Consider the following 23,686-nt stretch of genomic DNA (forward strand, 5'->3'; position numbering starts at 1 on the left):
ATAATATTGGTACTAATACTGCAAGAATTGCAAAATGCTCGGAATTTTCTTGGAAAAAGAACAAAAAAGTTTCAAAAAGACTAACCTTCGGTTTGAGACGTAACCCGAAAGGCTTATGAGAAGAAGTTTTATTATATATATCTTTAGGAACTATACCATCGCTTACTTGATAAAAATAAGCAGATATTGAGTAAGTTTCTAGCTGTTCAAATAATTCAGCAAAAGGCTTGTAATAGCGATTAAATGAGTTATTATGATAGCGATTTAATCGCCAAAAGCTCATTAATTCTTGCCAAATTTTAGTACCTAACTTAAAACTTTTTGAGGCTAAAATTGCTTCTGGATCGGAAGAATGAAAAATTTGATCGATTAGCTTTAAATCTGATTGAATATCATCAGTAAAATCTTTACGACAAACAAACCAGGCACTACCTTTGACCATTAGCAAACTATATAATGTCTCAGGTGTAATTTCTTCTTCCAAAAGCTTAGGTAAGATAAACTTTATCCCATCTACAAGTTTATTTTTAGGAAATAAATCACGTATAGCCAATTGGAACTCTAAAGAAACAGTCTGGTTATCGTCTGGTTTCTTACCTGCCTTCACATTCAACCAAGCCAAAAATTCCGGTAGAGTCTCTGGTATTACCATTGCTCTGAGGGTAATTAACCGCACCATTTGTGGGCTATAAATTTTTTGGTTAATTGCAGTTTTCGCTCCCTGTGCGTCAAACAGGCTGTGCCAATATTCTTTGGGAATTTGTTGATTTTGTAGAGCATCCGCAATGGTTTGTACTGCTTCAGGTTTCACTTGAGAACTATTAATCAAACCCCGAATTGCAGACTTAAGTGCTTCTTCGTCTGCAACAACCGGCGCTGAAAATTGCGGAACATTCTTGATTGCTCTTTCTAATATTTCATAGGCACGCTGACTCGCTGCTTGAATTACCTGAAAACGTCTCGGTTGTTCCAGTGCTTCAACATTAAATGCCCAAGAAGCAGTTTGACCGCTGCTATGAGTGTTGAATTTTTTTATTGCTAAAGTATTGATAGTTTGCAAATTATATTGATGTTTTGGTTCTAATAGTATTGGCTCAGAGCTATCTACAGGTAAAGCTAGAGCTTCTTGTTGGATATTTGGTGGCTGAGCAGAATTGACATCAAATAAATTAGGTTGCCCAACCTCTCTAGAATCAAAGGGGTCAAACCTGGGCATTCCTTTACCTTCCCACCAAGCCAAGATTTTCCGAAGGTTGTTATCTCCCTGGCACAAAAAATAACGATAAACAGACAAACTACGCCCTATTTCATCTCGCCCCCGCGTCACCACAGCCACCACTGACCAAGCATCTTCTCCACTCCCCACCACACGGCCGATGATTGCTGGCCGATCGGTAGAAGCACCTTCTGTTACGGCAAATTCCCGATTGGCAATGGAACGCTCTACAGCAGAGGGAACAGATGCAAGCGTTATATTCATATATTGTCCGGTGAATCCCCGTGACACCCAACCGCCATCAGCTGTTCTCTCTGGGCGAATACCAGTACTAAATTCGTGAATTTTAATAGTTGCTGGATTCATATATTTAACCTTTATCTAATTCTTTATGGCGATCGCCTGTACATAGCCAATAAATTGGAGCCACTAGGCCAAAAGGTCGCCAGCGCTTCGGGTCTTTGATTACTGCGGCGATTCCATCTCGCCCACGACTAAGTAAAGTTACATTTGGTTCTGGGAAATTATTCCCCAACATCCCAAAAGCCGAAGTAGTAAAGTAATCCACTTTTCCGGCTCCCATTTGCTGCCAAGTTTGCAATTTTCTAAAAACTTGAGGAAAACGAGCCTCTGCAAGAAATGCAGGTTTATGGCGATTAACCCACAACTCTGATTGTTCGCATTTAGTCATAACCAGGGAAATTCTCCGCTTTCCACCCATAATGTCGCTACGATCTAAGGCTGTCAAAAATTTATCTAAACCTGTAACGTATTCCAGGTCTTTGCGACGACTGTTGCCATCAACTAAGAACATTATTCCCGTGGCTTGCAGGCAATCATCTAAGTAATCCTGTAATTTTGGGTTTCCTGTTTGTTGGAGGAGGTCAGCAAAAAACTCTCCAGGGTAGTCTTTACAACTGATATTAAGATTTACTAATTGAGATCCAATGCTAGTTTTGGCATTTTTCCAAGAAAACTGTCCTTTGAGTGCAATCCTGAGCGTGTAATCTTTGACATCAGCCGCACTAGCATCAAGGTTGCTGGGTTCGAGAGCCAATCCTTGTTCTAGAAGATTTTGAGCTTTAGTAATGAGTTCTTCTCCTGCTTCATTCACTGGGATTACAGACTGCACGGGACTAGAAGGATCGGCGTTGGGCCAGCGTGCTAAAGATGCCATGTAGGTTGTTTTACCAGAGGAGCGATCGCCAATTACCCGCAATACTGCATTACTTTGCTGCGGTTCAGAGGAATTCTTTTTCAACCAATCAAGCTTCATTTCTCATTCTCCTACCCGTACTCAGCCAATAAAGAGGGGCAATTAAGTTGTAAGGCCGCCAACGATTTGCCTCTCGCAAAACCGAATTTCTCCCATTCGTTCCCCATTCTTCAATCCGATTTGGTCGGGGATTATTGCGTCCTAAAACCCCAAAAGTTGATATGGCATAAAAATTTAAATTCCGAGAAGGAATTTTTTCTTTTAAAACTTTTGTACTTTTCGGTAAATGAGCGTTAAATAAATCTGTTTCTGGGTCTAAACGACCAGGCCAAAGTTCCCCACGTTCGCACTTACTCATTGCCACAGCTAGGCGTAAATCACTAATTCTACCTTGGTTATCCATCAATTCAATAAACCGTTGTAAAACTCGGCTGTAATGCCTATCTGTTCCCTTCTTCCACTCAGTTAACATAATCAAACAACCAGCCACATCTTTTGCTAGGCATTCATCAATAAATTCTGTTTGGATTGGATTTGTTAACCCTAGTTCTAGTTCATCAAAAATTTCTCCTGGATAATCTCTAACTGCTAAGTTTATGTTTTGATTTTTCTGAAATAAAGTGCCAATTTGAATATTAAATGAATAAACAGGCACATCATCGATAGTTTTAACTAAAACGCCAGTAGGTTCTAGTGAACCACCCTCCAGAATCAGAGTTTCAGCTTTTTCTGCTAGTTTTCTTGTGTCTTCATTAATCGCCTGGACTTTGAAATTTTTAGTCTTACTTCCTGGTTGTATAGGCTGATAAGCTAGAGCCGCTAAATAAGTTGTTTTACCCGAACCTCGTGGACCAATTACACGAATATTTCCCATATTAATTCTCCTTCATTACCTAGCCAAAAAACTCCCTAAATAAATCCAAGGTAATTCCAATAAAGAGCGATGATAAATACTAGTAATAAAGCACCGAACCGATAAACCTAAAACATTATTATTAATTTGTTCTAACTGTGAGTGAATTGGTCTAAAATATCTCTGTAAAACATAACTATGACGTTGCTGCCAATTCATTTGAGCGCCGTTAGGATTGTAAACAAGCTGCGAAGCTTCTTTTTGCAAATCGCAAAATAAATCTGCTTTATTTAAACAAATAAGAATATGTCTTGCTTTGGGGCAATCCTGACGAAAAAACTCTACCCAACGGTCAAATCTATTGCACCATTGTTGTTGGTTCATAAATTGCTCTATATTCACACCTGACTGGAAAGTTAATCCCCGATGCGGTGGAAGAATTAGTAAAATTCCTTCACTTTGTTGTATTGTTTCTAAAAATTTCCTCCATTTATCTGGGTTGTCAGTTTGCCAGCTTTTTCGCCAAACTTCTCCAGGTGTATCTATCCAATCTACTATTACTTGTTTATTACCCGTAGGGAGTCGCACTTGGATATCTAAGTATTCTCCATAAACAGCTTGTTCAGCATCTGTTGCTTTAAATTCACCTGTGTTTACGTCATATAGTTTTTGTCTAAGATTTTCATAATCTAGACTTGTTACTTTTACATATTCATTTTTCGGGTTGGCTAACTCCATTGCTAAGTGAGTTTTGCCTGTTGTGCGATCGCCTATGTAAACTACTCCCACATCTACTTTCCTTTCAAAATTGAAAATCAGAATTACGTACTGAGCATCTATTCAAAAGATAAATTAGTTTGTATAGTTTATTACGTAATTAAGATCACCCACTAGTATACTGACTTTTCACGGCATATTGAAAAGGGTATTTTTAGCGCTTCCCAATCTCTGATTTTTCAGTGGCTCATTGTCAATAATTTTGGATTGTTGACAATGAGCCGATGGAAAAAGCTACGCTATTTCGTGGTTCGAGGACCTACCGTGAAAAGTCAGACTAGTATAGTCTCAGATATTGCTCGAAAAAGTCTTAATACATGGTTAGGGTAGCAGATTATGAGTTTATCTCTGGATACATCTTGAGTATGCGCTTTTACGGAATTTAACACAATATTTCTATTGTCGGGATTAAACAATCTCAACAATTAGCACTGACCAATCCAAATCATTGTTGCGATCGCCGGGTTGCTTTCTGGTATCAATCAAATAAGGTTTTTACTAGGGCTATTATCAATACCCCCCAGTAAAAATTCCGATACAGGAGGCGGATAGTTTTGACAGCAGTTTGAAGACTCAAATATTTCCGGAGGGCAAATTCTGGATAATTCCATAGGACTTGTCAAAAAATACCGTTGCTGTGCCTGTTTCACCGTGCCGTGCTTTAGCCACGATCAGCTCTAATATTCCTTGGTCTGTAGTGTCTGGGTTGTAATACTCATCCCGGTAAGCGAGAATAATATTGTCTGCCACCATTTCTAAAATTCCTGATTGGCTAAGGGACTTCCAAAGAATAAATTATTCCAAAAAAAACAAGAGACAGGTTTTCTCAAGAATGATAATCATTTTAAGGGGGAGAAAAGGGGTTGCCCTCGGCAACCCCTTTTCTCCCCCTCATCTATGCATAAAGAATCTATACACTTGTCGTCTGCTTTGAAGTTAAACAGTGTAAATAAGGGATATTTTGTAGCTAAATAAATGCTGTTATTAAAAGTAAATAACTTTTGTTTTACTACAACAAATATCAATAAACCAATTACCTAAATTTGGGAAGACTTCATGAGTAGAATCGGTTAGCCGCTCAATCTGTTTTTCAATTTGAGCCATAGATTTTTTTGTAAGTTTTACCCCATTCTCATAAGTTTTGTGTACTAGCTTAACTACTGGATGAGAACCTTTCCATTTCATAGTACTAGCAAACTTTAAAGCCGTCTCCACTTCATCTAAAATGCTGCCATTCTAATGATTCTCTAGTATTGCCCATGTCCTTTCTATCGAATTATATTTACTATGATAAGGTGGATAGTAAGCTAAACGTACATTTACTTGATGCTTGTGGGCAAACTCTACTATACGTTTCATAAATTGGGTACGCCGTGAACTATTCTGCGGCCCATTATCTTGATTGAGAAGTAGGGTTTGGTTATCAGAAAAGCATCGTTTTTCTGATAACCAAAAATCTTCTAAAATATCAACAATAAAATCAATTGTAACTTTCGATTCCGTAAAGTATAAAAATAGTTCATCAAACTCTGGAAGGAATATACCATAAGGAGTTACAGTTGTTTTTGGATTATAATCATGGTCATCAGCTTTTGCTCCATCCCTGCTTTTACCCCCGCGATCAAATGAGCCAATCTTAACGCGAGCTTTTGCATCCATGCTTAGACGTAGAATACTTTTATCTTCCGAAGCATCTTTATTTACTAGGTATAATTGCTCAAAGATGGCATCAGTTTGTGGGATTTTTTTTGAGGTTGAACTTTCTTTACCCTTCTGAGCTTATAACCTAAATTATTTAATTTGACTCGAATTGTTTCTGATGTATGTAAATTTTCATCACTATAACCATATTTTTCAATTAATTGCTTTCTGACTTCGGCAGCACTGAGTCTGCTATATAGTCTTTGACTTTTAAAACTAGGATCAGTTTGACTATGGAAGTCAACTAAGTTTTTTATGTCTTCTAAAAGATTTGGCAGGTGAACTTCTGCTTTATAACGTCCTTTGCCACTCATGTTATCAACACAAGTAATACCGCTTTCTAATTCTCTTATTCCTTTCCTAATAGTATCTCGATTCCATCCTAATTCTGATTGTGCAAGCCTTTGCCCTCCTAAGCCTAAGCCCTGAACTGTCTGTGCCATAAATTTGCGCTTTGCTGCACCTTTTAGTTGAGATGCAGTTTCAATCAACAACTTTTTGAGAGAATCAGTTAATACTATGGACATCAGTTACCACACTCAAAAACAAGCGTCATTATTCAAATTACTACAAAAGGGGAATGAAGGGGCTGCCGTCGGCAGCCCCTTCATTCCCCTTAAAAATGATTATTATTATTAATGGAATAGTTTATTTTCTGGAAGTCCCTTAGGCGTTTCCAGCTTAACCAAGTATATCAATACTCATCTTTTGGAAGCTTTGTAGGGGCTTCCAGCTCTTGGTGCGCCATCGTGTCGCACCCAAAACGGTTTTTTGTACGTTAACCCTCAAATTAAAATGGGGTAAACTTTTCAGTAATGAAATAACCATAAAATTGGTAAAAAATTATTGGCATTAATCTTCGTCAATTTAAAGCTGTGTAGTCGCCATAAAGATTAAATCCTGCCCATAAGAAAAGGCTATCAGTATTTACATTGCAGTTAGGCAGACAGTTATTTAGGCAATCTAACTGAGTCCGATGCAAAGCTTCATCTCGTGGGAATTTATCTAAATAGTTGTAAAAACGGGCCATAAAAGATACTGCGATTTTATCGTCTACCTTCCAAAGACAACCAAGAATGCTTTGAGTTCCAGACCGCCAGAGTGTTTCCGGTAAGCTGATAATCCAACGACCAGGGAGGATAAAGTGATCTGCTGACCAACAGGAAGAGAGGGTTGCATGGCGCAAATTCGTTAAGTTCATTTCTGATAATTCTCTGAGGCTGAGAATCTCTTGTTCTTTAGAATCAGAGATAAATACCAGTCCTGACTGGTCTGGTTGATTTAACTCAAAAGTGCCATGACAAGCAATATGAAGTAAGGTTGCTTGAGATAAATTTTCAACAACAGTAGTTTTGGAACTATTTACAAAAGAAAAGCGATGAATGTGATTGCGGTCTAGCCAGTCTTCTACCTGTTTTAGTTCGGGTTTAACCCCTTTGAGGAATGAAAACTGCTTGTTACCGTTAGATACGCCTACTACTAACGCTTTTTGTTTGGAAATAATTGAATTAGGAGGCGATCGCCTACCTTTGGACTCGTAAGCTATAGAAATGGCATAATGCTCAATTAAATACTTTTCTTTGTAGCGTATGGCGGCAAAAGGAAAGCCATGCAAAATATCATCAGGTACAATTGTCAATGCCCGAATGTGTTTGGGTAAACCTTCTAGCAGCTTAGGAATTGCTAGCATTTCTGCAAGAGTTTTAGCTACTTCCTGCCCCACATTTGCTACCTCTGCCATTTCTTCTTCATATTCGCCCTGCCAATTCACATTCATATCTCGATGATAATTAATATCACCGTTGTCATCGATACTGTTGATTGGTTTGTCATCGATATCTCGACCATCGTTAATATTCTTGATAAGTTTGTACCAATGTTGTACCTGATTACGCACTTCCAAACGAGTGATAGGAATAACATGAAAATCAAATAAAAATCGCCCTGTTCTCACAACTAAAACACGATCTGGCAGAATCAAAAAGGAAAGAGTAATTCTGTCTTTTGGGTGAGTTAACAGCCGCAGCCATAATGATGCAGGAGGTAAAAATGGAACTTTTATTCTGTCGCCTTTAATTGTACGTTTGGCTAATACATCCTTGTATCTGTCGATATGTTCCACTAAAGCATTGAGCCGCCGCATCAGTTCTAACCGTTGCCAAGGACGTAGCCAAACAGAAACTCGATGCAATCTCAGTTGCATACGTTGTAGCTGATTAATTTCTGCGGCGATGTATTCTTCATCTGTAGTCCATCTATTCAACAGATAAAACACTTGGTCTTCAGGAGTCAGTGATGCAGTCATCTGTGCTAGTAGTTGATTTGTAGATACTGTTAAAGTTTCTTGTTCGTCTGCTGGATAATTTAAGCTAGCCCGACACCATCCCAAAAATCGCTGTACTTGCCAGAGTTCTGGTTTTAACCCCATCTGTTTGAGTTGCGGACAGACTTCCTCTAAAATCTCGTTCGCCTGAATAATGTCTGCTGAGTGGGAGCGCACTTTTGAGCGTAAGCGTAGCCCGTCGTAGACATCGCTTTTTTTGCTTTCCACCCCTTGATAATAAGCAAAAATCCCTTCTAACACCCGAATTTGTACCTGAATAAGACGCGAATCAGTATGCTGAAATACTGTTTTAATTTGCTTGAGTAACTTACCTGCGGTTTGTAGGTTATAGTCACTTAACTGCCAATGAAAAGCGAGGGCACGGTCTTCAAACCAAGTCAAAAAATTAGCTGATGGGCTAGATAAATCGAGTTTTGCATCTTCTTGTACTACAGACTGCGGTTTATGTTTTCCTCCTAGCATTCCGATAACCGTCAGTGCTACAGGACTACCCTCCACTAAGGAACGACTACGAGTCTGAGCAAGACTCAGCAATAATTCTGCACGACTGACTAAAGCAGAATTGCCAATAGTTGAGGCATCTGACTGGACACTATTTAAGTAACTCTGGGCAGTGCTAGTCTGGTTAAGGAGAATTAAAATATGAGCAAGATTAAGAGTTGAGCGCAACTGGGCTTGTTGAGAACGCAGTTGAGAGCAAATTTCCTGAACTTTTTGGAATTGTTTCAGCCCCTTGCCCAACTCTCCCTGGAGTAGACAGAGTTTGCCAGATAACTCAAACCAGCGGATTAAGTATTCGGGAGATTCCTGTTGAATTAATTGGCTGTCCAAATCAGAAAGATAATTATCCGCATGATTAAAGTTGCCCTTCTCCAAGTGAGCAGTTGCAACAGCTAGTTTGAGTGGTATGACAGTCTGCTGAGCCAAAGAAGGTATTTCTTTGCCTTCAGTATGTGATAGTCCTTGATGCAGCGCTACTAAAGCCTCAGCATATTGTCCTAAAGCAGAAAGTAGTCGTCCCATAACTAAATAGAGTTCAGCAAACAACACAGTCCGATCTTGGAACTCAGTATTGCGCCATATACAACTTAATTCCCACTTAATTAAACCTGGTGTTGAGAATTGAATTTCGTCAATATCGCCGATACGCGAAGCCATTTCTTGCAGCAATAGCTTGGATAGATGCAAATCTCCTTTATCTAAAGACAATTGAATTCTTCTTAAACGGGTATAGTCAGCCCAACATTCGCTGTCTGCATTCTCATATAATCCAACAGCACCACAAAGTAAATCATCAGCTATTTGAAATTCACCAAAAAAACTAGCTAAATCTGCAAGGGATTGGATGACTTTTAAATCAGCATCAATTAACTCAGTATCGAGAAGGCGATAAGTGAAGATTTCTAGCAAGAGGTGGAAAGCTCCTGCTAAATCACCTTGTCGCCATTTTGCCAGTGCTAATTCATATCCATCTTTGAGTTCATCCAAAGAATCGAATGACACCATACTCCTCCGTCTGTAAATTACTACTTATCTGATACTGTGACGATGTAAGTAGGCTTTTCATCGGGACAGTTAGCTGTTTTATTTGTTTCTAATTCATCTGGTTTGTCGCATTTGTCTTCTTTCCCTGTATAGGGTAGGGAAGGATTGTAGAGGCGATAGGTAGAATTCGAGACTTGAGGTTTGGTAGCAGCGTGGCTTGAGGCACTAGCATCATTTATCCCGCTGAGAGAAACTTTTACCCCACCTATTTTTCCCGCTTGAATTTTGTAGAATCTGGCTCCAGAGAAAGGAACACCTGATTTAACAGAAACGTTCCAATCACGGTTATTTAAGCCTGGATCATCTTGCACATAATAGAACTCTTTATCTGTCTCAATTCGGTGGAAGTTGTTGTTTTCTACAACTCGATTGATTTCATCAAAAACGTTATTTTTTTCAAATGGTACTTTTGTCCCTTGAACAGATATCGGTTCTATATTCAAACGTCCTGCACCAGCTTCAACTATTACCTTACGCAGCACCAAATTTGGTTCGGAACCGTGTACTTTGATTGATTCATCAAGAAGTTTGCTTGCTTTGACATAGTTCTTTGCTTTCAATGAACTGTCAATCTTTTGGATTCGTAAATTTAAATCCAGTTTCTTGAACGCACGATACTGCAATTCATGTGTGACGAGGTTCTTCACGTCTTCGTGCGGATTAAACGAAGGTTTATCATTTACTCCTTCCCTAGAAGGGTTCTGATACACTGATTGCGTTGATTTCGGTATTTGTGCTTCATCTAACCATTCGATTTTGAAGTTACGCGCACCATCCTCTGGTTCACCAACAGCCATTTGTGTTTTTGGTGGTTTGGAGGGTGGTATTATACCACCACCTTCGCTAACTTTCACCCATTGCTCAGACTCTTGAAGTTTGACATAATAATCATTAGGTTGAGATGAAGAATACCTGACAAACTCAACATTATCTATTTTCTTAAGAGCATCAGAAACATTCCCTTTTGTTTTACTTAAATCCAAGGCCAAGGAATATCCAGCATCTACAGCCCGACTCTCAAAACCTACGTTAAAACCATTCGGTGTTTTAGTAACATTTAAATTACCAAAACCAGTACTGCCAATATCATTTTCGATTGTTATTCCGTCGGGAGTTTGGATAGTTTTACTAGTAATCTGCTGATTAGTTATGTTTGCATTCTTACTACGAAAGTTTAAACTTTCTTCAGGAATAATCGTAGTTGATACTTCAGATTTAGTTATAGGTTTGAGTGTATATTTCGTACCTTGTAAATCCTTAGCTAGAGGTTGTGATTGAATAGTGATAATATCACCATCTTTAGTAAATGAATCCATGTTTGGACGTAAAACTACTTCGTTAATTGAAGTAGTTTTGTTAATCGGATGTATTTCGTTAAATAAATCTTTGCTAGATAACGAAACACCACCAGATAAAAAACTATTCTCACCGAATTGTTTAAATGATTTTGAAGTGATAACAGGTATTGCTTCTGCCTTAGTTCCCTTATAGCCAGGCTTATAGAAGCATACAGGCTTTTCTATATTAATTTCTGATTGATTATTACAAGGTTGTGTATCCCAGTCTTGGAATTTTAGCTGATTTTTTTTAGCTTGAACCCATTCAGAAAAATTCCAATCACGTCTAACTCTAACAGAGGATAAAAAATCCAAAGAATTGCTGTTGCCTGAATGATTAATCCAACTAATTAAAATACTCCACTTCATAATTGAATTGAGCTTTTTGTACTGTGGCTCAAATTCAGCAACTTCTTCGTAGTGAGCATTCCAAAAGTTCACAAAGGCGTCAGAAACAGCATTAGGTGCTTCTTCATTTTTCTCGCCTTCAAGTGGGTTGTGAGAACGAGCAGAAACTTTAGTAGCAATACGAGAAAAAATTAAGCTATTCCCTGCATCTGCAACCTGAATTTCTTTTTTATTCGGTTCAAACCAAGTTCTAGTACCAGATACTCTTTTCAGTTCTTCTTTATAGATCGATGAGACAGCTATATCTTTTTTAGCTTTGAAGTCTTGAATCGATTTTTCAGGAGCAGAATTAGCATAATCAAACCCCCAAAGTTTGGCAAGTAAGTCTGTATAAAACAGAATCATCCCAACCTCTGTTCCTTGCAAATCGCCGTCATAACGTGCAAATATGAAACCTTGAGTTATGTCTTGATGCAAAAAATTGTTAATTTCTGCTTCTGCTTTATTTTCTAAATCAGTAATAAATTTATTTCTTTCTTCTTCTTTTTGTTTGAGGAGATTTTCTTGAAACTTTTGGAACCTAGTTGTTATTAATTGCTTGATATCTTCTGGTGCTTTTCCAGATTTTTCTGCTGATTCTATCTCTCCAATCAGCTGATTTTGATAATTTTTAATCTCAGTTTCTACTTCTTTTTGTACTCTGGTATCGTATGAGTAAATTTCTTGCTTGATTTGCTTTCCAATTTTTCCTTCTTCTATTGCTTTGGAGCCTTGCCTGGATTTTAAAAATATTTTTAGTTTATTTACCAATCGGCGATAAGGCTCTATCTCTTTTTGTTTTAAACCCTGTTTCGCTTGTTGAATATCTTGCTCGCTAATTACAGGTTTACCATCTGATTTGATTTGCAACAGAGGTTTTGCAGCATCTAAAGCTTTTTGCAATCCACTATAGTCAAAACTGGGATCTAGAGAAAATCCACTACCATTGACGAAGTTGAAGTCTTGTGGACGCTCTTGTATTTTCTTTTCTGATTGCCACAATGCTGCTATATCTTCTAAACGAATACCTTGATGCTTAATGCCAAATATTTTACGTCCGCCTAAATTTAAACTGTAATTATTAACTTGAGCGAAGGTAATATCATCGATCTGATTGAGAAAATTTTGTAGGTCATCTTTGTTGTTGATAGTAGTTTCATAGTAACCATAGGCACTGCTAAAAATTTCTTCACCATTTATTGAATCGCGTCTGGTGATTGTGGCTGATTGATTGGTAGGATTAATTTCATACTCAAATACTTCAATTACTTTTGGCTTTTCCCCTTGGTCTTTAGTTTGGCGATCGGCAATATGAGCAAGGTCGTTGATACGCTCTTCTTTAGAAGCAGTTTTTGGTATGATGGCAATCACTTTACCATTACCAATATAGCGAGAACGAGTAGTACCATACTCAAAATTGGCAACGGGACTCATAAAGTCATAGCGCACCGTCGGGAGGTCATAGATACTCTGACTAATTTGTTCACTAGAAAGACCTTTCCCAGAGAGAGCTGTTATTAACAGCCAATCGCGTAATTGGTCTGATTTTTGGCGTTCTGTCAACTTTTCTAAGCCATCCTTATTAAAGTTGACGAGCTGAGGTTGATTTAGAGGAAAGTTTTTATTGGTTATGACTTCTGTTGTTTGTGCAACAGCTGGGGATGTCCTTGTTTGGGCGTGAACTACTCCCAAAACGACAGGAGATGCAACAAGAGCAGTAATGCTCAACAAATCAAAAATCTTTTTAACGTTCATGGCTTTTCTCCTCTGCATTTATGGTTTGATAGTTTTATAGTTTTTGTAACTGTGTGTAGAGTTTTAAATATTCCTTGTTTTCTGATGTGAGTTCCGCTTCTGGCTGCTGAGGAACCCAACGTACCAAAGATTCTTCGTAGATTTCTATTACCTGTGCTGTCCGTTCATCTCTACCAAAGAAGGACGCATTGTGAAAAAATTCCTTAGATGCTGCCAGCACGGCTTGATCGTTTTGTACTTGCTTTGCTGCCAAAATTACTTGATAAGCCTTCTCTCGTTTTGCAAACGTTGTTCGTTCTTGTATCACAACGTAACTAGTCGCAACTATCAATAAACTTGCAACGATCATCTGTAGCTTAATGCGCTTATCTTGAGAACTAAATAGCCACGAAATCATAGGTTCTGTACTGAATTGAGGTTTTGTGTATGCAGGTGTAAGTATGGGAGGTGATTCCGAGTTTTCTGTGGGAGGTGTTATTAAAACGCGATCGCTCTTTTCCTCAAACAGCTTACGTTCCAGAAATGCACAGATAACATTAGCATCCAGTTCCGCTAAATCAGGTTTATCAAGAATTGCCCATTGCCAAAGACCAGCTAAACTAGCTTTACTTGATGGTGGGTTTTGCAACACATTTTTCACTGCATCCCATAAATGGAGCGCCTTTCCAATCCAGCCACTGTTAGACCCTATTGGTATTGTTTTGCCATTAGCAGTATGCATTACCCCAGTAAATGACTCCTTTTGCCAACCTTCAAGGGGTTCTGGTAGCCCAATTTTATGCCAAAGGTAAACTGCTTCAGCTATATAAAAATCATTGGCTGTTTCCTTAGCTTCATCGGAATCAATATAAACATTCATGAGTGCAAAACCTTTATTAGCTTCCGCTACCATTTTTTGCCCTTTGGGAGTCAGTTGCGCCCCTTGTCTGATATCAACCTGAAGCTGATTAACCTGCTCTTGTAGCTGCCCCATCGTCTCAATTAGCTCATTACGGCTCTCAAAAGCTTTCTGTAAGTAAGGATTGTAAGTTACAGCTTTTTGGATACAAAGCAGTGCTAAAGCCAAAGAATTATTATTGGCTAAACTAATTGCCCGTAGATAATACAAACTACCCAACATTTCAAAAATAGTCACGTTGTAAGGATAGTCTTTTAGGTATTTCTCTAAGGTTTGAATACCATTTAATAAATGTTTTGCATTTTTAGTATATTGATTATCTGTTCTTGCTTCTCCTAATTTTGCTAGCACTTTTAAGTAGTGAATTTCTGCTAGTTCACCCTGAAAAGTGATGTTATTCGGTAACCATTTTATCCTTTGCTGACAGTAATTTATTGCTTGTCGCCATTTCTTATCTTCTTTATACGCAGTAATTCGCGTCTGCCAAGCTTCTCCTAATAAAGTTTCTACTTCTTGAGCAGATACAGGAGATAAATCCAACAACTGCTGAATATAATCAATGTGAACAAAAGCACGCTCTTTCCAAGACGGTTTTCTAGTATTTATTATCAATCCATTGTAGAAAGCACAGTGAGTATTAATAAATAATTCATTCACCAAATACTGACGTATTTTTTCAGGATCGTTAATTATATGAACCCCAGGAATATTGGTTATATTTTGCACAAATTCCTGCCATAACTCTGGCTTTTTTAATAAAGCCTTTAATTCAATTCGCATCTGATTCCAGAAAAAATCAGCCCGTTGCCACTTGGCAGCAATTTCTGCTTCTATTGCTAGTTTATGCTGAACTAATAAATGCCCTAGTTGACCTTTTAAATCTAACCCCAATCCAGTAAAATTATGCCAAGTAGAGAAATCTTGGTTGGCAAGCTGCAACAGATTTTTCCCAGCTTGTTGGTCAGCAGTTAATTCTGTTTCCTCGGAACTCAGGTTATAAATATTTGCTGAGATAAGAGGGAATACTCGTTCTTGAGGACGACATAAAAGTGCTATCATCATAAAAAACTCTGGTAAATAATTATGTGTTTGTTGTCAAAAATATAAATTTGAAAGAATAATTTTTTACCAATCGACTTTGTAAGTCAATACATTAGCTAATACCAAAAATCAATTATTAGTGCAATACAGTAAAGTGCAATTTCATAAGTGGCACAATCTTAAGTAAAGTTATTACAGTGCATTTCAAGTTGATGGAGTACAGAATTTAGGTCTGCTAGCCAGACATGAAGGCTGTTTAACTCCTGAATTCTGCTCTATGTAAAATCATTGTCATCTGTAACTGGATTTGAATTTTTATTAAGATTGGTTTTGGATTTTTCTAACAGGACAGAAAAGTTATAATATGATGTTTTTTGCTTATCTGATTTATCTGACTGCGATTTTTGCCAGATTATCCAGCCCAAAAATATCGCTATCACAGGCAATACCAAAAATAATCCTATTCTCAAATGTCTAAATAACCTGTGTAAATTTTTCTGTTTAACTTGCTCATCCGTATTAGGTGTTGCAGTGATAATTAATATTTGACTAGTCATCCACTCATCCAAAACTTCAGGCTTTTGAGGTTCATCTTGATAAGGAACTATCGCACGAGATTGAATTTTTCGTATAATAAGATTATTAAAGTCAATACTTTTCGTAATATATACTTGTGTATTATCACTAAAAGAATAGTAATTAGACTTTTCAATATTACCTTGTACGAACAAATTAGCATCAAATTCACTAGTGCTAACAATTAGTTTAAGAATATCTTTATACTCTGTTACTCCCTGATGCCAAAAATTTTGAGGTATAACCATAGAGATATCTCTTCCTTCTAAAGCCCAAATTTCTTGCCCTGGTTGCAACAATATTCCAGTGCGACCTCCTGCAAAAGGAATTGCTGTAACTGCAAAAAGTTCGGTTAAATTCAGCAAAACGCAGTAAAGAGCATTTTCACTTTTATTAGTCAGTTTTATGCGAATTTTTGGAGGTTGTAACTTTCCATTATTAGATTGGTATTCCAAATAAATCTGGGAATCATGAATTTCTGATTCCTGTTGATAAACTTGCATTTGTATTGCATTAGTTGTAATTAAACTGTTCGCAGGATTTGTAATAGTAGCTATATTTATCCATCGTGCAATATGTTCTAAAGCATGAATTGCTTGTAATGCACTTTCTGAGGTAAATCCTGGAATTGGGGATATTAATTGGCGCTGATCGCTAACGCGTATAATGAAATATTTATCACCTAAAGCTTGCAAGCAAACATCTGCTTCGTTGAAATTATCTACTTCACCAATATAAAGTGAATAGCTTTCACCAAAACTAGCTGTTTTAATAGCTTGACGTGCATAGTTAACTCCAGATTCTTCTCCTTTCAGATAAACTTTCAAAAAAGATGCAGGTAAACTGGTAATGACAGCTTTGTAAGTTAACTCTGGATCTAATATTTCTCTTTCCCCAGAGATATTAATTCGGCTCAGTTGTGGTAAAACTTCTGTAATTTCTGCTACAGCGATCGCATCTTGTAGCTGGCTAATATCTTCTACATTGATTGGAAAGATAGCTAACCTTGTTTTTTCATTTCCCTTACTATAAATAATACCATGAACCGCACCTGCATCAATACTCCAACCATTGAGTCCATCATAAATAACGGTAAAGTATATTTGTCGTTGACCAACTATACCTCCTAAAAAAGGCTGGTCTAAGTAATTGGTATTTGTCGCTTCAATTTGCGGCGATTGGTTAGGATATAAACTGCGAACTAAGGCATTAGCTCGCTTAAATAAATCACGATAATTTAAACTGCCATTTCGTTGTAAGCTGTCCATTAAAAAGTAGGAAAATACTCCTCTTTTTTGGCTACGATGTTCTTTTGCCTCTTCATTATCTCGGCAAGCGGCTAAAAGTATGTATTCTCCGTGTGGTAGAAAAAACTTATTTGTTTGGTTGTCATTCAAATCAGAGTTAGAAAAGAAACTATTGATTTCTTTATCTGACAATATAAAGCTAGAAAGTGGTCTTTCTCTCCATTCAGTATTGACTGAACGTATACCGGTATATTGCAAATTAAATTTATCTGAAGAAACATTATTATTTTCGTCTCGTGTCCCTCCACCAGAATGACAACAATCCAAAATTATAACAATATGTGGGTGATTTTGAGAAACCTCTGTAATTAATTTTGCAATTTCTTTATCAGCTAAATCCCAAATATTATCTGTGCGACTATCCCAACAAACCAAAGTTTCATTTAAATGGTCTGGTTCTAAATTCCAAAATTCCTGTCCAGCGCGTTCTTGAGAACCATGGCCGCTGAAGTAAAATAACGCAACATCATTACTTTTTGCCTGACAGAGATGTTCCCGAAAACCGTCAATAATCGCTTGACGAGTCGCTTCATGATTTATCAGTTTCTTGATAAATAATTTATCCTCATTATTCGTTAAGTGTTTTCTTAAAAACTCATCAATCACTATGATATCGTTAACGCATCCTTTTAAAGGAGGAATTGTAGGAGATTGATAATTATTAATCCCAACAATTAAAGCATAAACACTGCGATTCATCGTTTTATCCCTTATTAGTGTTTGTCAAAGTTGCAAAAAACATCATCTACATTTATATGCAATACTTCAATATTAAGAAGCACAATACTTGTTAGCCTAACTAAATAATAAATTTTGTGATGACGCTATCTTCTCTGAAACTAATTTTTAAACTAAATTCATCTCCAACATTTCCTTTAAATCTAAGTTGCAACCAGTTACTTCCCTTTGCTTGCTTTTCAAGCTGACGAATAGGGTTATCTTTCTCATCTAGTAATGTCATCTTTATTCCATCTAATAAGAATATTGATTCACTAGCTGGATAAAGACGTAAGATAATTTCAATCTCATCTGGACTTAATCGTGTTTGGCGGAGAATTAAAAGCACTGGTTCAGAAAGATGCATGAGATGAATAATTCTTGCACCACCTACTTCTTCTTTGTCAGTAACATTAACAGGAGAAATATCTTTGGAAACAGCTAATACATTAGGAATATCTCTGGCAATAGCTAATTCAGATTGCCATCCACTGTCTAATAATCCTTCAAACCATTTGCTTAGTTTAACTATGCTTTCGTTAATTAGATTGACAGTAATTTTAGGAATGCTTGCTGTAGAATTTGCATCATTTTCAACTTTTTGTAATTTTTGTAGATAAACTAAAAAATCTTGAAGAGAGCTTAATTTAGCTAGAGGGAATTTTTCATTTGTAACCGATTCTACGAAGCCTAATATTCTTGCTTGTCTGTCAATCTCATCAATTTCTACTACCATATAACCAATACGCTCTGATAAAATTTCTGGTGGGATATCACAAAATTCTTCTTTAGGAAGTACAGGACGACACTCCAATAAACCCTTATCTTTGATAAATATGCTGGCAGTATTCATTAAAGATAGAACAACATTATCCAAGCCATAAGTTTTGCTAAATTCTGTTTCAATTTCCATACATTGACAGAAAAATTCAACTACCAATAAAGCCAAAGTATTGAGATAAACCTCACGAGTTTTTTGTTCGTTGTGCTGTTGCTGGCTCAATTTATCAGCAATATTAATCATTTCCCTGCTGATAGGTATTGTAAAAGCCAATTGATTAGAATTCATTGCTTTTTCTCCTGATAAGCTCTTTTACATTTAATTCACACATATAATCTAGTCAGATGCATCTGAAGTCTGACTTTGATTCCTTTTTATCTTGACTTCTAAATTTAGATATTTTCTAAAATAAGGAGCGAATTTTTCACAACATCTTCCATAAAATGTAAAAATAGGTCCGTGAGTTTTCCCTAACTTTAATTCTTCAACTATTTCTTTCCAAGACTTCCCTTCTTCACCTTTTTTAAGTAAAATAATTTGAAAGCTAGCCTTCGGGTTATTCTTGAACAGTGTACTTGCGAATAATCCTTCTGGATCTTCTTTAATAAAAGCTATTAGCTTTTCAGAGGGAAGAGGATTGTTAACTTCTGGAGGGCAATAAACATCAAGAATGTTTGTCTCAGAGTCATTATTATCTTTATATATAGATATAACTTTTCCTTTCCACTTTATCCAATCAATAATATCTATTTTTCTTTTAAAGAATAGAAAAATAAACCATCTTATAAAAGGATTTTCTTTTGGTTCATCCTTATTTATTGTTTTTACAGTAATCCTTTCTGGGTCAAATTTTTCTATATTTTTACAAACATACAACAAGGTGTTTTGGAGCGTTTCTTCATAAATATATGATAAATCAATGCTTTTTGGTTTGGGTAACTCAATTTTTATCTGCTCCATTAATACACTCATTAGTTCTGTGAGTAAAATCTGTTTTTCTAATAATGCTTGCTGTCTCACTTCACAACTGTGCGAGTCATCCTTAGCTCGTATTGCTGCTGTTTTAGCTCTCACAGCTAGTTCTTCTAAAGAAGGCTGTGGTCGATTTTGGACCATCGCAAGATACCCCTTATTTGTGCATTTGCTATTTATTTTTAGTTATTCATTTAACTTTGATTGACAAAACTTTAACTATAAGTGTCTTCAAGACAATGACTATCCAAGCTGATTACTCCTCGCTTTTTTAGATTCCTATATCAGTCTCCAAAGAGAGAGTGTAGTTTTATGCATATTGGAAAAAAAATCTGAATATTTTTTCAGGTGGGAAAGACACTTACCTTCTCACACCGCATCCAAGCCACTTTTTCATTCAAAGTGGAAAGCTTAAGGAAGCAGTTGACGAGGCTATTTGTTGATATCTAACTTTTCCCGTTACTTTTGAGAGGATGCCATCGCTCCTGGAAGCGCTATCTCAAAGTCCTATTCTCTCGTCGTTTATTGTCATTAGCTCTCATATATTGATAATACATGAGAGCTTAAAATCCTTACTATCTCAACCTTTTACGACTTAACGGAAAAAGTCAGTTACTGATATAGCGGTTTTCAATAGGCGCAATACACTTTTTTACATCACCCCCAGCCTTAGCAAGTAAGGTTACTGCTGGCGAATGGTAGCTTTAACCCCTTATCCAAAAGATTTATATGCTTTTTGACACAACGCCAAGGGCGAGTAGGCGTAGCCTGTTGTAGACATCGCGTCCTGGAATAGCCTTAAAAAAGTTAATTTATCATCAACGATGGGTATAACCCCTAAATCGCTAGCAGTATCCATAACAAGAAGAAGAGTACCCGATAGGGTAGGGTAAGGTTTTGTAAATCATGCAACTGAGAACTTATATATTTCTTACAGCAGTAGCTCTAATACCAGTTATCCTCCTTAATCCTCGGTTTATTTGAGAATATAATTTTTTTTAGGCTATTTTCCCGGTCTTCATAATATTTAACCTTATCTATCCTCTTAATGCCTCGGTAAAGTGAGTAAACTGGAGGATAAATAGCCAAATTATTTGTTGATGAATGTTGCCACATAGTTTTCTTACTCAAATGGCTTACGAGCATGAACTATCCCCAGAACAGCAGCAAGTTTTCTTGATGCGAATGGCGGATGGTCTAAGCTACGAACAAATAGCCACCCAATTGAGTACATCAGCAGATGCTTGTTTGAAACGTATGGGTCAGGTGTACAGGAAGTTCAATATTAGTGGCGTTAGTCGTGGTAAAGAAAATAAACTCAGATTTCTCCTGGCTAACAAGTTGGAACAGTCGCAACGGTTAGAGTCAAATGCTGAGGAGCCTTCAGATCATACCCAACCTGCTCATCTACCCCATTTAGAAACTGAACCCAATCTGGTAAATATCAGCCAAAAATACCTTATTTATCAAAACTTGCCAGCAAGAGAACATACAGCCTTTATTGGTCGCGCCCAAGAAATCATGCGGCTAATGGAACTTTTGGATTTTCAGCACACCGCTCATTTAATCAGTGTGGATGGCATTGGTGGTGTAGGTAAAACTACTTTAGTCGTAGAAATAGCTTATCGTTGCTTGGAAGTGAGCAATAACGAACATTTCGCTCCCAGCCTTCCCACCTTTGAAGCTATTATCTTTACTTCCGCCAAACAAAATCATCTGACCTCTATTGGTATCTTGCCTCGATTAACTAGAGAACGTACTCTGCGGGATATTTGCAGGGAAATTGCTCGTGTCCTAGATATCAGTGAAATCATTAATTTACCTTTAGAAGAACAATTTCAGCCAATTCGAGAGAAATTATCTCAAACAAAAACCTTATTAATTGTTGATAATTTAGAAACCATTGAAGACCAACAGGAAGTTCTGTCCTTTCTATACGATTTACCACCAACGGTGAAAGTCATTATCACTACTCGTGAACAAGCTTTGTTTGTACCCATTCGCCTGGGTTGTCTACCTAAAGAAGATGGTTTGCACCTCATCCAACATGAAGCTAAAGAAAAAAGTATAAATTTGACTAGGAAAGAATCTCAGCAACTTTTTGAGGGAGTAAGCGGAATACCTGCTGCAATTATTTATGCCATTGGTCAGATGGCGGCGGGTTATTTACTGGAGGATGTGTTGGCACAAATCAAAGAACCTAATGGTGATGTTGCCCGTTTTTGTTTTGCAGGCTCGGTAATTCCCCTAAGAGGCACGCCCCCTTACTATTTGCTGATGGCAATTTCACTAGGAGTACAACCTATAACCAGAGAAACTGCTGCCAGTATTGCTTTTGAGCAAGCTGACCCAATTGTTACAGCTCAAGGATTGGCGAAATTGCAGCAACTTTCCTTGGTTTATCAGCAGCAAGGGCGCTACAACCTGCTTGAATTGACCCGCGAGTATTCTGCTGCTGAGTTAGCTGCGAATAGTGAATTGGCTCAAAAGTTGCAACAAAGATGGGTCAATTGGTATATCAAATTTTCGGAGGCTTACGGAGGTACGAATTGGAAGGAATGGCATCTCGGCTATGGTTATTTAGAAGCTGAATGGGAAAATCTCAGAGCCGTACTCGAATGGTGTATTAGTAAAGTAATGTACTGTGATGCGCGAACAATTTGGCAACATATTAAGGGCTATATTCATGTGCGTGGATACTGGGATGAACGTTTAGACTGGACAACTTGGTTGATTGAAACTGCCAAACAAGCTGGAGATTGGACATTTGCAGTTGAGGTAATGAGCGATCGCGCTGGCACTTTGATTAGGATGCGCCAAGAGAGCCAGCTAAAAGAAGCAGAGATTTTGTTACAGGAAGCTTGGGATTTGCGCCACCATCAAACTATAATCTTGCAGTTAGAGATAGCTACAAACATGGCTATTTTATATATTAATCAACAACAGTTTAAGCAAGCTCAGGAGTGGCTAACAGAAGAGGAAAAACTGTTAAAACAAGCATCGCTACCAGAGTTGAAAATAAAGGAACAACAAGTTCATATTATTTATTATCAAGGACAGATACATTTTCAAGCTGGAGATTATCAGCAGGCTGAAAACATTTTCCAGCAAGCATTAACTGAAGCTCAACAAGCTGGATGGCAAAGAGCAGTCGTTGCTATTCAAAATTGGTTAGCAGACGTGGCTCTAAAATTAGGAAATTTAGAAGAAGCACGACGATTATTAGAATTAAGCTTTCCAATTGCAGAGAGACATAAAGATAAACGCTCTATTGCTTACCATAAGGCATCATTTGCTAAGCTGGAAAAACTATCAGGGAATTTACCTCAAGCTAAACGCTTGGCAGAAGAAGCATCGGATGGTTTTGAAAGTTTGAAGATGCTAACAGAAGCCAAAGAAATGCGTACTTTATTCTCCAGTTAATACCAAATTGCATTTTATGATTGAATCATTGGAAGAGTTAAACAGGCACTTATTTGTAATGACTGATTATCCAGAGGTACTATCAGACAAGCTGTCCGCTGATATTGACTATCTTCTATCAAGCTGACACCAAACAATTTTTCAAACAGGTATTTAGTTATTACTATAGCCTTTTTATAATGTTGGTCTTGAAATTCTAAAGTTTCATCAACAGGAGAATAATGATGAAAAATATATCCATATAACTCCTGACAATCTTGAATGTATTTATAAGTATTTAACAGAATATGGGTGTGCCATACTTCATCAATCTCTTTGGTCGGAACTAATTCTATATCTGGGAATAGAAAATGGAGGCACAAAAACATCTTATAAAGACTGATTGCAGATTCAGTTTGTTGTAGTGTCCGTCCAGTTCCGTTATCAGAACATATAAATTTTTTAGCAACTGGCTGCCAATCCAATTTGTTTAACTTATTGAAAAAGCTATAAATTTTTTCAGATAAACCTTGGTTAAGAACTTGCGAACTAGAAAGTGAATGTACATTTAGTGTTTCTTGATCCAAGCTTATATTCAAGCGACTACCTCCTTTGATAGGCTTTAGACTTTGTTAGTTACAGGGGAAACAACCTATTTTTGTCTGAGTTCCCTTAATTACCCTCATAAGTCAGGAGGCAGTTTTATGCTTTTTGGCTAAAAATCTCAAGTTTTTTCAAAGAAATATTGAGAAATTGATTTTGGTAGGTAAAAATCGCTGAACTACTGGATAATATGCTAGTCTATGGCTTCAATTTCTGATTTTAAGAAAATTTATAAACTCAGTCAGTAAAGTTTTGTAA

Annotated in this window: 13 protein-coding genes and 2 pseudogenes; 1 reads left to right on the forward strand and 14 read right to left on the reverse strand. The window is 37.2% G+C overall.

Annotation, left to right across the window (positions count from 1 at the left end):
* From GNE10_RS13000 to GNE10_RS35440, 13 genes and pseudogenes are all read right to left on the reverse strand, one after another.
* A partial coding sequence (locus tag GNE10_RS13000; RefSeq protein ID WP_185565540.1) for a hypothetical protein occupies nucleotides 1-1,582 on the reverse strand: 1,582 nt, incomplete at its 3' end.
* A gap of 4 nt (nucleotides 1,583-1,586) precedes the next feature.
* Nucleotides 1,587-2,492: a hypothetical protein gene (locus GNE10_RS13005; RefSeq protein ID WP_185565541.1), complete on the reverse strand. Its 906-nt coding sequence runs from the start codon at nucleotides 2,490-2,492 to the stop codon at nucleotides 1,587-1,589.
* Nucleotides 2,482-3,306, reverse strand: a complete 825-nt coding sequence (locus tag GNE10_RS13010; RefSeq protein WP_185565542.1) for a hypothetical protein — start codon at nucleotides 3,304-3,306, stop codon at nucleotides 2,482-2,484. Before GNE10_RS13010 ends, GNE10_RS13005 begins: the two co-directional genes overlap by 11 nt.
* Nucleotides 3,307-3,321: 15 nt before the next feature.
* Entirely contained in the window at nucleotides 3,322-4,074 is a 753-nt protein-coding gene (locus GNE10_RS13015) for a hypothetical protein (RefSeq protein WP_185565543.1), read from the reverse strand.
* 561 nt (nucleotides 4,075-4,635) lie between these two features.
* Nucleotides 4,636-4,851, reverse strand: a pseudogene (locus GNE10_RS13020) (DnaB-like helicase C-terminal domain-containing protein); the annotation flags it as partial.
* 195 nt (nucleotides 4,852-5,046) lie between these two features.
* Nucleotides 5,047-6,284, reverse strand: a pseudogene (locus GNE10_RS13025) (ISAzo13 family transposase).
* Between the two features lie 341 nt (nucleotides 6,285-6,625).
* The gene (locus GNE10_RS13030; RefSeq protein ID WP_221642833.1) at nucleotides 6,626-9,613 is read right to left on the reverse strand and encodes a CHAT domain-containing protein; all 2,988 of its coding nucleotides are present in this window, start codon (nucleotides 9,611-9,613) and stop codon (nucleotides 6,626-6,628) included.
* A 20-nt stretch (nucleotides 9,614-9,633) separates the two neighbouring features.
* The gene (locus GNE10_RS13035; RefSeq protein ID WP_185565544.1) at nucleotides 9,634-13,131 is read right to left on the reverse strand and encodes an OmpH family outer membrane protein; all 3,498 of its coding nucleotides are present in this window, start codon (nucleotides 13,129-13,131) and stop codon (nucleotides 9,634-9,636) included.
* A gap of 34 nt (nucleotides 13,132-13,165) precedes the next feature.
* Nucleotides 13,166-15,091 carry a lipopolysaccharide assembly protein LapB gene (locus GNE10_RS13040; protein WP_185565545.1) on the reverse strand — a complete coding sequence of 642 codons (1,926 nt, stop codon included), beginning with the start codon at nucleotides 15,089-15,091 and terminating at the stop codon, nucleotides 13,166-13,168.
* A gap of 254 nt (nucleotides 15,092-15,345) precedes the next feature.
* Nucleotides 15,346-17,652, reverse strand: a complete 2,307-nt coding sequence (locus GNE10_RS13045; protein ID WP_185565546.1) for a caspase family protein — start codon at nucleotides 17,650-17,652, stop codon at nucleotides 15,346-15,348.
* Nucleotides 17,653-17,752: 100 nt separating this feature from the next.
* Entirely contained in the window at nucleotides 17,753-18,739 is a 987-nt protein-coding gene (locus GNE10_RS13050; RefSeq protein WP_185565547.1) for a DUF1822 family protein, read from the reverse strand.
* A 48-nt stretch (nucleotides 18,740-18,787) separates the two neighbouring features.
* Nucleotides 18,788-19,567 (reverse strand): hypothetical protein, encoded by a 780-nt coding sequence (locus GNE10_RS13055; RefSeq protein ID WP_185565548.1) that lies wholly within the window; start codon nucleotides 19,565-19,567, stop codon nucleotides 18,788-18,790.
* Between the two features lie 568 nt (nucleotides 19,568-20,135).
* Nucleotides 20,136-20,282 carry a hypothetical protein gene (locus GNE10_RS35440; protein ID WP_221642834.1) on the reverse strand — a complete coding sequence of 49 codons (147 nt, stop codon included), beginning with the start codon at nucleotides 20,280-20,282 and terminating at the stop codon, nucleotides 20,136-20,138.
* A gap of 272 nt (nucleotides 20,283-20,554) precedes the next feature.
* On the opposite strand from GNE10_RS35440, the gene GNE10_RS13060 reads away from it, so the two are divergent.
* Nucleotides 20,555-22,846 (forward strand): NB-ARC domain-containing protein, encoded by a 2,292-nt coding sequence (locus GNE10_RS13060; protein ID WP_260446871.1) that lies wholly within the window; start codon nucleotides 20,555-20,557, stop codon nucleotides 22,844-22,846.
* Between the two features lie 14 nt (nucleotides 22,847-22,860).
* Here the strand turns inward: GNE10_RS13060 and GNE10_RS13065 are convergent, their stop codons facing one another.
* A complete protein-coding gene (locus GNE10_RS13065) occupies nucleotides 22,861-23,412 on the reverse strand; it encodes a hypothetical protein (protein WP_260446872.1) in 552 nt (183 codons plus the stop codon).
* Nucleotides 23,413-23,686 lie beyond the last annotated feature (274 nt).

This window comes from Nostoc sp. 2RC (assembly GCF_014222165.1).
Classification (GTDB): domain Bacteria; phylum Cyanobacteriota; class Cyanobacteriia; order Cyanobacteriales; family Nostocaceae; genus Nostoc; species Nostoc linckia.

What these genes read in the sequence shown, in the direction of transcription:
- GNE10_RS13005 (WP_185565541.1), bottom strand. Translation starts at nt 2,492, where the DNA reads ATGAAGCTTGATTGGTTGAAAAAGAATTCCTCTGAACCGCAGCAAAGT.
- GNE10_RS13010 (WP_185565542.1), bottom strand. Translation starts at nt 3,306, where the DNA reads ATGGGAAATATTCGTGTAATTGGTCCACGAGGTTCGGGTAAAACAACT.
- GNE10_RS13030 (WP_221642833.1), bottom strand. Translation starts at nt 9,613, where the DNA reads ATGGTGTCATTCGATTCTTTGGATGAACTCAAAGATGGATATGAATTA.
- GNE10_RS13035 (WP_185565544.1), bottom strand. Translation starts at nt 13,131, where the DNA reads ATGAACGTTAAAAAGATTTTTGATTTGTTGAGCATTACTGCTCTTGTT.
- GNE10_RS13040 (WP_185565545.1), bottom strand. Translation starts at nt 15,091, where the DNA reads ATGATGATAGCACTTTTATGTCGTCCTCAAGAACGAGTATTCCCTCTT.
- GNE10_RS13045 (WP_185565546.1), bottom strand. Translation starts at nt 17,652, where the DNA reads ATGAATCGCAGTGTTTATGCTTTAATTGTTGGGATTAATAATTATCAA.
- GNE10_RS13050 (WP_185565547.1), bottom strand. Translation starts at nt 18,739, where the DNA reads ATGAATTCTAATCAATTGGCTTTTACAATACCTATCAGCAGGGAAATG.
- GNE10_RS13055 (WP_185565548.1), bottom strand. Translation starts at nt 19,567, where the DNA reads ATGGTCCAAAATCGACCACAGCCTTCTTTAGAAGAACTAGCTGTGAGA.
- GNE10_RS35440 (WP_221642834.1), bottom strand. Translation starts at nt 20,282, where the DNA reads ATGGATACTGCTAGCGATTTAGGGGTTATACCCATCGTTGATGATAAA.
- GNE10_RS13060 (WP_260446871.1), top strand. Translation starts at nt 20,555, where the DNA reads ATGGCTTACGAGCATGAACTATCCCCAGAACAGCAGCAAGTTTTCTTG.